The organism is Rhodanobacter lycopersici (genome assembly GCF_040812335.1).
GTDB lineage: Bacteria > Pseudomonadota > Gammaproteobacteria > Xanthomonadales > Rhodanobacteraceae > Rhodanobacter_A > Rhodanobacter_A lycopersici.
In genome coordinates, this window is sequence record NZ_JBFOHK010000006.1 from 1 (window position 1) to 12500 (window position 12500).

The 12500-nt window shown below is 68.4% G+C and carries 8 protein-coding genes; 2 read left to right on the forward strand and 6 right to left on the reverse strand.

Going from position 1 to position 12500, the window contains the following annotated elements:
* Nucleotides 1-160: 160 nt before the first annotated feature.
* Together ABQJ54_RS19160 and hrpA are read right to left on the reverse strand one after the other, a co-directional pair.
* Nucleotides 161-2137: a DUF3418 domain-containing protein gene (locus ABQJ54_RS19160; protein WP_437343375.1), complete on the reverse strand. Its 1977-nt coding sequence runs from the start codon at nucleotides 2135-2137 to the stop codon at nucleotides 161-163.
* A 168-nt stretch (nucleotides 2138-2305) separates the two neighbouring features.
* Nucleotides 2306-4294, reverse strand: coding sequence for an ATP-dependent RNA helicase HrpA (gene hrpA, locus ABQJ54_RS19165; protein ID WP_437343373.1), 1989 nt, complete (start codon nucleotides 4292-4294; stop codon nucleotides 2306-2308).
* Nucleotides 4295-4432: 138 nt separating this feature from the next.
* Between hrpA and ABQJ54_RS17865 the strand changes: the two genes are divergently transcribed.
* Nucleotides 4433-4900, forward strand: a complete 468-nt coding sequence (locus ABQJ54_RS17865; RefSeq protein WP_367855683.1) for a Dps family protein — start codon at nucleotides 4433-4435, stop codon at nucleotides 4898-4900.
* 71 nt (nucleotides 4901-4971) lie between these two features.
* Here ABQJ54_RS17865 and ABQJ54_RS17870 read toward each other — a convergent pair whose 3' ends face one another.
* From ABQJ54_RS17870 to ABQJ54_RS17885, 4 genes are all read right to left on the reverse strand, one after another.
* The gene (locus ABQJ54_RS17870) at nucleotides 4972-7638 is read right to left on the reverse strand and encodes a M16 family metallopeptidase (RefSeq protein ID WP_367855684.1); all 2667 of its coding nucleotides are present in this window, start codon (nucleotides 7636-7638) and stop codon (nucleotides 4972-4974) included.
* Nucleotides 7639-7849: 211 nt separating this feature from the next.
* On the reverse strand, nucleotides 7850-9334 hold the full coding sequence (locus ABQJ54_RS17875; RefSeq protein ID WP_367855685.1) for a hypothetical protein: 1485 nt from the start codon (nucleotides 9332-9334) through the stop codon (nucleotides 7850-7852).
* A gap of 34 nt (nucleotides 9335-9368) precedes the next feature.
* A complete protein-coding gene (locus ABQJ54_RS17880; protein ID WP_367855686.1) occupies nucleotides 9369-10262 on the reverse strand; it encodes an ABC transporter ATP-binding protein in 894 nt (297 codons plus the stop codon).
* A 39-nt stretch (nucleotides 10263-10301) separates the two neighbouring features.
* Nucleotides 10302-10685 (reverse strand): GntR family transcriptional regulator, encoded by a 384-nt coding sequence (locus ABQJ54_RS17885; protein WP_367855687.1) that lies wholly within the window; start codon nucleotides 10683-10685, stop codon nucleotides 10302-10304.
* A gap of 115 nt (nucleotides 10686-10800) precedes the next feature.
* Here ABQJ54_RS17885 and ABQJ54_RS17890 point away from each other — a divergent pair, with 115 nt between their 5' ends.
* Nucleotides 10801-12291 (forward strand): alpha-L-fucosidase, encoded by a 1491-nt coding sequence (locus tag ABQJ54_RS17890; protein ID WP_367855688.1) that lies wholly within the window; start codon nucleotides 10801-10803, stop codon nucleotides 12289-12291.
* Nucleotides 12292-12500: the final 209 nt, after the last annotated feature.

Consider the following 12500-nt stretch of genomic DNA (forward strand, 5'->3'; position numbering starts at 1 on the left):
CCGTTCAAAAACCCGCCGTGCTCGCATGGCCCATCTTGCCGGTGGGTAGGAGGTAGGAGCGGCTTCGGCCGCGATGCTTTTGGCAGGGTGTTCGAAAATCTGAAGAGCATCGCGGCTGAAGCCGCTCCTACATCAGGGCGGGTGCCTGCCCGACTGAACCTCAGGCTGTCTCCAGCGCCTTCGCCAGGCGCTTGGCCGACACCGGCTCCGCCGTCTTCAGCTCCTGCGCGAACAGTGACACCCGCCATTCCTCGATCAGCCAGCGCAGTTCGTCGAGGTTGCCGTCGCCGGCGGCGCGGTGTTTCAGGTATTCGCGCCAGTAGGGCAGCACCTGCAGCATGCGTTGCTGGTCCTTCGCCGGGTCCTGCCGTAGGCGTTCGCCGCGCAGGCGCATGGCCTTGAGGTAGCGCGGATAGTGCGCGAGCCGCGCCGGCGGCAGTTCGCGCAGAAAGCCGGGGGCGAGCAGGGCATCGAGCTGTTCGCGCAGGTCGTCGTAGCTGGCGCGCGCGAAGCCCAGCAGGGGCGGCTGTAGCCATGGCCTGAGTTCGGCCTGCGCCTCGATGACCGGTTCGGCCAGCTTCAGTCGTTCGACGGCGCAGGCGAACAGTTCGCGTGCGGCCTGCGTGCGCAGCGCCTCGAACGCGCCAGCACTGCGCGCGTCGAGGTCGAGGCGGGCGATGAGATCGTCGAAGCCGCCTTCGACCAGATCCTCGCGCAAGCCATCGACGCCACCCAACGAGGCGTATTTCAGTGCCAGCGGGTTGGCGATCGGCAGGCGGCGGCGCGCCTGCTTCAGGTCGCTGGCGAGCGTGTTGCGCAGCAGGCGTCGCACACCGTCGAGGTGGGCGGCGGCGGCTTCGTCGCGGCGTTCGAACACGCGCAGTGCCACCGCGTCGCCCAGGTCGACCAACGCGGGAAACGCCAGCAGATTGCCCTTGGAGCGCACTTCGTGGGGAATCTCCTCGAAGTCCCATGCGGTGACGTCCTCGCGGGTAAGTTCCACGTCGGTCTTGCGCGAAAATGCTTCGCGTGCACGGCCCTCCCACTCGGCGCGCAGTGCAGTGAGGTCGCGACCGGCGGCCAGGGTGCGGCCGCTGTCGTCGTGCAGGCGATAGCGCATCAGGAAATGCGGCGCCAGTTCCACGGCAGCGAACTCGGCGGCGTCGATGTCTACGCCGGTGGCGCGCTTGAGGAAGGCGGCCAGTGCCTGCGCCAGCGGCTCGTCGCGCGGCGCCTCGGCTTCGGCGAAGGCGCGCGCGAAGTCCGGCGCGGGCACGAAGTTGCGGCGCAGCGCCTTGGGCAGGCCGCGGATCAGTTCGGCGGCCTTGTCGGCGAGCAGGCCGGGCACCAGCCACTCGCAGCGCGCGGCGGGCAGGGCGTTGAGCATCGCCAGCGGCAGATGCAGGGTCACGCCGTCGGCCTCGTCGCCGGGCACAAAGCGGTATTCGAGGCGGTAACGTTGCGCGCCCGCCGCCGGCGCCCCGATGGCGGCCACCGGTACGATCTCAAGCGCGGCAGGGAAGGCCTTGGGATCGAGCCCTGCGCCACCCACCATCACGTCGTCCAGCGACCAGCGCAAGGCCGCCTGCTCGGCGGGGCGCGCATGGCGATACCACGCATCCAGCGCGCGGCTGGACGAGATGTCCACCGGCAGCTTGCCGCGGAAGAAATCAACCAATTCGTCCTCGTGGCGGATCAGGCCTTCGCGGCGCTGCTTCGCCTCGATGCCCTGGGCGTCTTCCAGCACGCGCTGGTTGGCGCGCACGAAGTCGGCGCGCGCCTCGATGTCGCCACGGGCCAGCGCTTCGCGCAGGAAGATCTCGTGCGCCAGCGCGGGGTCCTGTTTCTCGAACGTCACCGCGCGGCGCTCGACCAGGTTCAGGCCGAACAGGCTCACCTGCTCGTAGGCCACCACGCAGCCGCGCTTCTTCGACCAGTGCGCGTCGCGGCAACTGGATTTCAGCAGGTGCGCGGCCTGCTGCTCGATCCATGCCGGTTCGATGCGCGCGCACATCATCGCCCACACCTTGCCGCCCACGTCGAGGATCTGCGCGGCGAACACCCAGTTCGGCGGCACCTTCGCCAGCGCGGAGCCAGGGAACACCTGGAACTTGCGCTCGCGGGTGCCCTGGAAGATGCCGCGTTCGTCCTTGCGGCCTACTTGCGTGGGTAGGCCAGTGAGGAGGGAGCGGTGAACGTTTTCGAATTGGCGAGCAGCTTCGTTTTCACTCCCTCTTCCCTGCGGAGAGAGGGTTGGGGTGAGGGGGTGGGGCTTGCGTGCGCGTTCGTGCGATGTGCGCTTGTTCTACCCAACCTCACGCGAGCTGGGCCCCACACCCCAACCCTCTCCCCGGAGGGGAGAGGGAGAAGTCATTGTCCACCCCAGCTCCTGCACCACCAGCAGCAACTGCCGGTGCAACTCGCGCCACTCGCGCATACGCATGAAGCTGAGGAAGTGCCGCGAGCACCAGTCGCGCAGTTTCGATTGGGTGAGTTCCTCGTGCGCCGTGTGGTATTCGCGCCACAGGTTCAGCACGCCGATGAAATCGGACTTGGGATCGGCGAAGGCCGCATGCGCGGCGTCGGCCTGCTGGCGCGCGTCGGCGGGGCGCTCGCGCGGATCCTGGATGCTGAGGAAGGACACCACCGTCAGCAGTTCGCGCAGCGCACCGAGCCTGTCGCCCTCGACCAGCATGCGCGCCAGCTGCACGTCGATCGGCAGCTTCGCCAGCGTGCGGCCGATGGCAGTGAGCGCGCGCGCGTCGTCGATGGCGCCGATCTCGGCAAGGCGACGATAGCCATCGGCCACCACGCGCGGGTCGGGCGCGTCGAGGAAGGGGAAGTCGCCCACCTCGCCCAGCTTCAGCGCCAGCATGCGCAGGATCACGTTGGCCAGCGAGGAGCGCAGCAGTTCGGGGTCGGTGAAGGCATGGCGCGCGGCGAAATCCGCCTCGTCGTACAGGCGGTAGCAGATGCCCGGGCCCACGCGGCCGCAGCGGCCCTTGCGCTGGTCGGCGGCGGCCTGCGAGACGGGTTCGACGTGCAGGCGTTCGAGCTGGCTGCGCTGGCTGTAGCGCTTCACGCGCGCGCTGCCGGTATCGACCACGTAGCGGATGCGCGGCACGGTGAGCGAGGTTTCCGCCACGTTGGTCGCCAGCACCACGCGACGTTTCGGGCCGGGCTTGAACACGCGGTCCTGGTCGGTGGCGGAGAGTCGTGCGTACAGCGGGAGGATCTCGGTCTCGCGGTACTGGCGGCGCGACAGCAGCAGGTGCGCGTCGCGGATCTCGCGCTCGCCGGGCAGGAATACCAGCACGTCGCCCGGGCCGCCGCCGAGGCTGCGGTCGGCCATGATCTCGTCGAGCACGACGGCGATGTGTTCGGCACTGCCCTGTTGGATGTTCGAGCGTAGGAGCGCACCCTGTGCGCGATCGCTTTTTGCCGCTATGGCAGGAGAAGCATCGCGCACAGGGTGCGCTCCTACGGGCATGTCGACCGGTCGCCAGCGCAATTCCACCGGGTACGCGCGGCCTTCCACCGACACCACCGGCGCGCCGCCGAAGTGCTCGGCGAAGCGCGCCGTGTCGATGGTGGCGGAGGTGACGATGATCTTCAGCTCGGGCCGTTTCGCGGCGAGCCGCCTGAGGTAGCCGAGCAGGAAGTCGATGTTGAGGCTGCGCTCGTGCGCCTCGTCGATGATCAGGGTGTCGTAGGCCGACAGCCACGGATCGCCCTGGGTCTCGGCGAGCAGGATGCCGTCAGTCATGAACTTCACCAGCGTGCGCTCGCTCACCTGGTCGGTGAAGCGCACCTGGAAGCCCACCTGGTCGCCCAGTTGCGTGCCCAGTTCCTCCGCCACTCGGCGCGCCACCGAGCGCGCGGCGAGACGGCGCGGCTGGGTACAGCCGATCAATCCTGCCTCGCCGCGACCGGCCGCGAGGCAGAGCTTGGGAAGCTGCGTGGTCTTGCCCGAGCCGGTTTCGCCGGCGATCACCACCACCTGGTGCCCGCGGATCAGCTTGACGATTTCATCCGCGCGCGCGGCGATCGGCAGCGATTCGTCCAGGCGGATCGCTGGCTTGGACTCGATACGCGCGCGGCGCTTCGCCGCGGAGACCTCGATATCCACGGCCAGCGCGGTGAGCTTCTTCTCGTCGGGTCGTTGGGACAGTCCACGCCAGCGCCCCAGCAGGCGGCCGAAGTCGCGGCTGCAAACACCGTCCAGCGTCCGGCGCAGTTCGCGCAGGGAGTGGTCGGCGGCGGGCGCAGGGCGAGGGCGGTTCGTATCGTTCATGGGACCGCACATGATAGCGGCAGGCGCTCCCATCACCCGATAGCCTGTCGCTATCGCGGGCATCGCGAGGATTCATTTCACTGTCATGCGCAGGGTCGTTACTGTCGTTCCATCCCCAGACGCAACGAGGAATCTGCCATGCCCACGAACATCGGTATCGCCCGCAAGGATCGCGAAGCCATCGCCAGGCAGCTGTCGAAGCTGCTGGCCGACACCTATTCGCTGTACCTCAAGACCCACAGCTTCCACTGGAACGTCACCGGCCCGCAATTCAACAGCCTGCACGGGATGTTCGAGACCCAGTACAACGAGCTGTGGCTGGCCGTGGACGAGGTGGCCGAACGCATCCGCACGCTGGACATGTTCGCGCCCGGCTCCTACAGCCAGTTCGCCAGGCTCAGTTCGATCAAGGAAGAGTCCGGTGTGCCGGAGTGGAAGGTGATGGTGGGCCAGCTGATGGAAGGCCACGAGATCGCTGCACATACCGCGCGCGCTGCGATCAAGGTAGCCGGCAAGGCTGGCGACGAAGGCACCGCCGACATGCTCACCGGCCGCCTGAAGGCGCACGAAAAGACGGCGTGGATGCTGCGCTCGCTGCTGAAATAAACCCGTAGGAGCGGCTTCAGCCGCGATTTGCTCGGTCAGTCGCGGCTGAAGCCGCTCCTACAGGGGGGCGCTCAATTCTTGGGCGCAGGCCCCTTTACCGCGGTGACCAGGCCATCCGGCCGCACATACTTCGCGAAGGCCTGTTGCACCTCGGGCGCGGTCAGTTCCAGGTAGTGCTGGCCGGCGATGGTCATCGCATCCAGCGGCTTGCCCTGCTGCGCCAGCGTGAGCAGCTGGCCGCCGATCGCGCCGAAGCTGGATTCGCCCAGCGGGATGCGGCGCAGCAGGATGCCCTTGGCCTGCATGAGTTCGGTGTCGGTCACCGGCTGCTGCTGCATCTGCTTGAGGTCCTGCACGACCAGCGCGCTGGCTGCGCCCACCTTGTCCGGATCGCAGCCGAAGAACACCTTGTAGGTGCTGCGATGCCTGTCGGCGTCCAGGCCCACGCCCACGGTATAGACCAGGCCGTGTTTCTCGCGCAGGTCGCGGGTGAGCCGCGAGGCATAGAAGCCGCCGCCCAGCACCTGGTTGCCCAGGTTGATCGCGAAACGCGCCGGGTCGTCGTAGGTGACGGCTATGGTCTGCGCCATGTCCACGCTGTCCTGCACCGCGCTGGCATCGGGCACGTGCAGCTTGCCGGGCTGGTTCGCGGGCGTGGCGGCGTAGTCGGTGTCGGGCTTCGGTCCAGCGGCCTTCCAGCCGCCAAAGGCCTGTTCGATCACCTGCTTCGCCTGTGCGGGGTCGACCTTGCCCACGACCACGATCGTGGTCATGTCGGGACGGAAGGTCTGCGCGTAGTACTGCTTCGCCTTGTCCAGCGTCAGCGCCATCACGTCCTGCGGCGTGGCATGGCGCAGCTGCGGATCGCCGGCGGGCAGCAGCGCCTTGCTCAGGCCCAGCTCGAACAGGAAATCGGGCGATTGCAGCTCGCCGGCCACCATGCCGGCGGTCTGCTGTTGCACCACCGCGAAGGCCTGCGGCGGCAGTGCCGGGTGCAGCTCGTTGTCGGCGAGCAGGTTCACGCCTTCGGCGAAGTGCGCGGACGGCACCGCCAGCGAGAAGCTGCTGCCGGCGTCCTCGTGCGCGCTGATCGCATCCAGCGCCTGCTGGAACTGCAGGCGGTTCATGTGCTCGGTGCCGAACGGGAACAGGCCGTCCAGCACGTTGGCCACGCCTTCCTCGCCCTTGGGCGACTGCAGGTCCTCGTTGGTCTTGATGCGGCCGTAGAGCTCCACCGTGTCGCTGATCGATTCGGGTTGCACGATCAGCCTGAGGCCGTTCGGCAAGATGTACGACACGGGCTGGAGCGAGGACTTCGGAACGTCGAGCTTCGCGAACGCCTGCTCGGCCCAGGCCGGCAGCTGCACCGGCTTGTCGGGGCTGGACGCGAAGCTCTCGGCGCCGCCGAAGCCCTTGCCCGCCACCGGCTTGCCCGAGCTCTCGGGGGTGAGGATCGCGGTGATCGCATGGGCGGGGTCGAAGGTCCGTTTCGCCAGCGCGTTCACCGCCGCCGGCGTCACCGCTTCGACCGCCGCCTTGATCGCGTCCGGCGATGCGGCGCCCTGGAAGGCCAGTGCATGCGACCACGCGTTGGCGAGGCCGTCCACCGAGTTCTTCTTGAATTCGAGGTCCGCGATCGCCTTGCGCTTGGCCGCGTCCACCAGGGCCGGATCGACGCCCTTGGCCGCCGCCTCGGCGAGGATGGACTGCATCTTCGCGAGGATGGGTTGCGGGTTGCCGCCCTTGGGGAAGATGCCCACCGCCATGCCCACGCCGGCCTGCGGCATCGACTCGTCGAAGAAGCCGCCGAACAGCGCGGTGCCGTCGAAGCGCATGCCGGCCAGCGCGGCGCGCTGCGAGCCCAGCGCCTGGCTCAGCACCAGCGCGGTGGCGTAATCCTTAGAGGTGAGCCCCGGCATGCGGTAGCCCAGGTAGACCGAGCCGTAGGGGCTGTCGGTGGGCAGCTGCACCGTCTTCGCCTCGACCGGCCTGAACGCGAACGCCGGCCGTGCGGGCAGCGGCTTGCGCGCGATGCCGCCGAACTCGGCCTTCACCCTGGCCAGCGTGGCGGCGGGGTCGACGTCGCCCGCGATCACCAGGATCGCGTTGTTCGGCGCGTACCAGGTGTCATGGAAATTCTTCAGCATCGCCGCCGTGGTCTTGTCGAACGAGGGGCGCGTGCCCAGCGGCGTGTGCGCGTAGGGCGTGCCGGAGAACATCTGCTCCAGCAACTGCGTGTAGAACTTGAAGTCGGGGCTGGAGAGGTCGCGCGAGACTTCCTGCTCGATCGCGCCGCGCTCCTTGTCCCACTCCTTCGGGTCCATGTCCACGCCACGCATGCGCAGGCTCTGCACGTGCAGCGCCACGTCGAGATCCTGCGCGGGCGCCACGAAGTAGTACTGTGTCACGCCCTGCGTGGTGTCGGCGTCGAACGCGCCGCCCATGTTCGCCGCGATCGCTGCGAGCTGGTCCTTGCTGAGGCCCGGGCTGCCGCGGAACATCATGTGCTCCACCGCGTGCGCCGTACCAGGGAAGCCCGCAGGGACCTCGTCGGAACCGGCGAGGTAGTTCATTTCCGTGGTCACCACCGGCGCCAGCGTGTCGCGCACGATCACCACGCGCAGGCCGTTGTCGAGGGTGGCGCGGGTGACGTCGGCGTCGCGCGTGGCGGCCATCGCGCCACCCGCCGCCAGGGACAGGCCGATCGCCGCGGCCAGTCGCAGTGCTCGCATCTTCATCGTTCAGTCCTTGTGTCGTTTGCGAAGGCGGACGCGGACCTCGCGTCCCGGGGTTTGGATCGAAAGCGCTCCGCCAGCCGGCAGGCATGGTGGCGTAGGTAAATGCCGCTGCGCGAGTGCGGTCTGTTCGCGGATGATTGCCGCGGTGGTGATGAACGGCAGCTTGAGTCGCGTTGCAGTCGTGCGGTGGTCATGAATTGGAGCACTTATTTCAATCCGCGAGGAAAGGGTGCGGTCGCGCCAGCAAGCCCCGCCAGCCACGGCGGCCGAGCCATGCCACTACCAGTGCCAGCGCCACCCAGGCGGCCAGCAACCACGGCTCGACGAGGGTAGCGCCCCGCCACGGGTGCCTGCCCAGCGTGGCCATCGGAATGAAGGTGCTGAGGAAGAACAGCAGCACGAACGGGACATGGACCAGCCACTCGCCCCAGCTCGGCAGCTTGCGCCCGCCAAGCGCGCATAGCACCTGCGCCACCATCGCGCCGGCGGCGGCGAGCTGGGGCAGCGCTACCAGCAGCACGGCGAGGCCTTTCAGATGCATGGCGAGGGCGGCGATCAGCATGACGATGAGCAGCACGGCCTGCAGCGCAAACGGAATGGCGAATATCGAGCGCAACAGGTCGCGCCGCATGCCCTGCGCATCGCCCAGGCCCGGCAGCAGGGCCAGCAGCGGCAGCTCCGCGTTCGTGCGCTGCCAGCGCTGACGTACCAGCAGCGTGGTCATGGTGGCGAGCATCAGGCCGCCGAACAGGCTCAGCCAGCCCAGCAGGCCGAGTCCGGCGGATATCATCGCGATATGCGCGGTGTGGTCGCGATGCTCGCCCGCATGCATGATCGCCATCACCGGGATCGCCAGCAGTATCGGCAACAGTATTGGCGCCAGCGCGCGCAGATGGCCGGTCAGCGTCTTGGGCAGGTACCAGCCGCCCAGCGCGACCCGTAGCGTGTGCATCGGCGATTGCGGTCCGGTGCGGCGCAGATTCGCGCGCGGCTGCATCCAGTCCGGGCGCTGGCGGATCAGCTGTCCACTGTCGAGCTGCTGCAGGCCGTTCCAGTTGCCCATCGCACCTTGGCGGCGGAACTGCGTCACTATCGCGCTGCCGAAACCCAGCTCGTTGTCCGTATCGCTGCGCAGCAGATGACGCCAGCGCAGCACGTTCGCGACCAGCAGCACGATCAGAGCCAACGTGCCCCAGGCCGGCCAGCGCGGGTCGGACCACGGCGGCAGGTGGGCGGCGTAACGCAGGCCGACGCTCAGCGCGGGCAGGAAGCCCATCACCATCGCGCACCAGCGCGGCAGCAGCACGAAGGCGAGGCTGCCGGCCATCGCCAGCGCCACCAGCAGGGCCACGACCGGCGCGTTCGCGCCCAGCGCGCCCAGGACGAACACCGGCAGGGCGAGCATGAGCAGGCCGTACAGCAACACGCTGCAGGTCGCCGCGCGCTGCATGCCGGGCAGTCGCAGCTTGCGCGCGTCGATCGCCAGCAGCAGCGCGGTGCAGAGCCAGAATGCCCACGCGTAGGCCACGCCGAAGCAGTACGCGATCGTGCTGCCCAGCCACCAGCGGGGGCCGGGCATGAAATGGCCGACCGCGATCGCGCCCAGCATGCAGGCGGTCACGATCGCCAGCGACAGCCAGCGCAGCGGGCGGTGGGTCGAGCGCCACGGCACCAGCAACACGTCATTCAGGCGCATGTCTTGTCTCCCGTGCTGTTTGTCTCGCGGCACTTCATTCGGCGATTTCCACGAACAGATCTTCCAGTCCCAGCGCGTCGAGGCGGGCGCCGGCGAGCTTCGCCGCTTCCGGCCACTGCTCATGGGCGTCGCGCTCCACCACCAGGCTGAGGCTGCCGTCCTCGTGGCGGCGACGGCTCAGTGCCTGCGCGGGCGCGGCGGCGCTCTTCGCGGCGGGCAGCCACAGGCGCGCATAGCGCTCCTTGGTTTCGTCCACGCCGCAGCGCAGCAGCAGGCGGCCTTCGTGCAGGAAGGCGATCTCGGAAGCCACGCGTTCGAGGTCGGAAACGATGTGGGTGGAGAACAGCACCGTGGTGCCGCTCTCGCCCGCGCGCAGCGCCACTTCGCGCAGCAGCTCGCGGCGGGCGACCGGATCGAGCGCGGCGGCGGGTTCGTCCAGCACCAGCAGTTCCGGCTGTGAGGCGAGCGCGCGGATCAGGTCCACACGCTGGCGCTCGCCGGGCGAGAGCTTGGCCAGCAGCTTGTTCGGCTGGATGTTCCAGCGTTCCAGCGTCCTGTTCGCAAACTCGGTGTCCCAGCGCGGATAGAAGCGGCCCACGTAATCCAGCATCTGCTGCGCGGTGAGCCAGGCCAGCGCCTCGGGTTGCTGTGGCACGTAGGCGAGGCGGGCCTTGGCGTCGTCGCCAAGCTTCAGCGCCGGCTCGCCGAACACGAAGGCGCTGCCGGACAGCGGCTGCAGCAGGCCCAGCATGGCGCGGATCAGCGTGGATTTGCCCGCGCCGTTGCGCCCGATCAGGCCCAGCACGCTGCCCGGTTCCAGCGCGAGATCCACGCCGCGCAGCACGCTGCTGCCCTCGTAGCTGTGCGTGAGGCCGTGCACGGCAAGCGGCGCGGCGGCGTATGCGGTTTCCTTCAGTACGGCATTCATGGTCTTTCCCCAGTTCGATCCGTGGTGATGCGTTGAATGTCAGTCGTCCAGCAACCTGGTGAGCCGGCGCAGCACCGGTTCGGCAGGCAGTTCCAGCTCGCGTGCATGGCGGGCCAGTTCCAGCAGCTGCGGTTCCAGCAGTGCGAGGCGTTGGTTCTCGGTCTGGCTGGCGCGGCGCGTGGCGGCCACGGCCATGCCCTTGCCGCGCAGGCGCTCCAGCAGGCCTTCCGCCTCGGCCAGACCGTAGGCGCGCGATACCGTCATCGGGTTGATGGCGTGGAAGCCGGCCACGTCGCGCACGGAGGGCAGCAGGTCGCCCGTGCCGAGCTGGCCACTGGCGATCAGCCGGCGCAACTGCTCCACGATCTGCCGGTAGATCGGCTCGGGGGCGTTCGGTTGAATGGTGAGCAGGGAGGCATCCATGTGTATCAATACAACAATACACATGGGCCGGAGTCAAGCATGACCTGCGGCAGGGCGTCGTCGCCCATGCGGGGCCTGTGCGAGACTTGGGCCTTTGCCGGACGAGGAATTGCCCATGGTGACCCGCCGCCGCATGTTGCAGGGTGCTGGGACGCTGGCCCTGCTGGCGCCCTTCGCCAAGGGCTTTGGCAACGAGACTCCCCAGAACGTGGCGCAGGTCGCGCAGCAGGAACATGCCAAGCCCACGGGTGACGATTACGTTCCGGTCACCGATCCGCTGGTGAAGCAGAAGCTGGCGCAGTGGTCGGACTGGAAGTTCGGCATCATCCTGCACTGGGGCATCTACAGCGTGCTGGGCATCGTCGAGTCGTGGACGCTGTGCTCGGGGGACTGGATCAAGCGCCCGGGCGGCGTCGGCTACGTCGAGTGGAAGCAGCGCTACGAGCAGTTGCGCACGAAGTTCAATCCGGTGAAGTTCGATCCGGCGAAGTGGGCGCAGGCCGCGCACGCTGCCGGCATGCGCTACCTGGTGTTCACCACCAAGCACCACGACGGCTTCTGCATGTTCGACACGGCGCAGACCGGCTACCGCGTCACCGCGCCCGACGTGCCGTACCACGCCAGCCCGCGTGCCAACATCGCCAAGGCGGTGTTCGACGCGTTCCGCCGGCGCGATTTCGGCATCGGCGCGTATTTCTCCAAGGCCGACTGGCACCACCCGGACTACTGGTCGCCGCTGTGGGCCATGCCCACGCGCAACAACAATTACGACGTGGGCAAGTACCCGGAGATGTGGAAGCGCTTCGTCGATTTCACGCACGCGCAGATCAACGAACTCACCACGCAGTACGGCGGCCTCGACCTGATGTGGCTGGACGCCGGCTGGGTGAACGCGAACGGGCACCCCGACGCCAAGGCCTACAGTTCGGACGTGCCGTGGGCGCAGGACATCGACATGCCGGGGCTGGCCGCCATCGCACGCCGCAACCAGCCGGGCATCGTGCTGGTCGACCGCGACGTCAGCGGGCCTTATGAGAATTACCGCACGCCCGAGCAGGCCGTGCCCGACCAGCCGCTGCCGTATCCGTGGGAAACCTGCATGACGATGGGCGGCTCGTGGTCGTGGAACCCGCACGACAAGTACAAGTCCCCGCGCGAACTGGTGCATACCCTGGTTGGCATCGTCGCCAAGGGCGGCAACCTGCTGCTGGGCGTCGGCCCGCAGCCCGACGGCGAGTTGCCGGCGGGGGCGCTGGACCGGCTGCAGGCCATCGGTGCATGGATGCGGGTCAACGGTCCGGCGATCCACGGCAGCCGGGCCATCGCGCCCTACGGCGAAGACAAGTTCCGCTTCACGCGGGGGAGGGACGGCAGCGTCAACGCGATTTATCTTGTCGACGAGGGCGAGCAGGAGCCGCCGGCCAGCGTCACGTTGCGCTCGTTCAAGCCGGTGCAGGGCGCGAAGTTGCAAGTGCTGGGCGCGGGCGGCGAGCTGGCGTGGCGGCAGCGCGACGACGGCATCCACGTCGAATTGCCGGAAGCAGTACGCCGGCAACTGGCGGCTTCGCCGGCGTGGACGCTGCGCATTTCGGCCGTGCGCAGCTGATCCCTGGCGGGATTTTCCCTGATCGTGCGGCCGGGGAGGCCGGTCGCCCCGGTCCGGCCTGAGCTTGCGCTGACCGCCTTGACCGGCATTTATTGAGACTGCCGCCGTGCATTGGTTAAGCTCACGCGGCTTGGCCCGCGCCCGGAGCGGCGCCCACGGGGATTTTCTTGAGCGCCGATCCTTCCAACCTCCACCGCCGTCCTTCGCTG

Excerpts from the sequence above, each read along its gene's own strand:
- ABQJ54_RS17875 (WP_367855685.1), bottom strand. The coding sequence starts at position 9,334 with ATGCGCCTGAATGACGTGTTGCTGGTGCCGTGGCGCTCGACCCACCGC.
- ABQJ54_RS17885 (WP_367855687.1), bottom strand. The coding sequence starts at position 10,685 with ATGGATGCCTCCCTGCTCACCATTCAACCGAACGCCCCCGAGCCGATC.
- ABQJ54_RS17865 (WP_367855683.1), top strand. The coding sequence starts at position 4,433 with ATGCCCACGAACATCGGTATCGCCCGCAAGGATCGCGAAGCCATCGCC.
- ABQJ54_RS17880 (WP_367855686.1), bottom strand. The coding sequence starts at position 10,262 with ATGAATGCCGTACTGAAGGAAACCGCATACGCCGCCGCGCCGCTTGCC.
- hrpA (WP_437343373.1), bottom strand. The coding sequence starts at position 4,294 with ATGAACGATACGAACCGCCCTCGCCCTGCGCCCGCCGCCGACCACTCC.
- ABQJ54_RS17890 (WP_367855688.1), top strand. The coding sequence starts at position 10,801 with ATGGTGACCCGCCGCCGCATGTTGCAGGGTGCTGGGACGCTGGCCCTG.
- ABQJ54_RS17870 (WP_367855684.1), bottom strand. The coding sequence starts at position 7,638 with ATGAAGATGCGAGCACTGCGACTGGCCGCGGCGATCGGCCTGTCCCTG.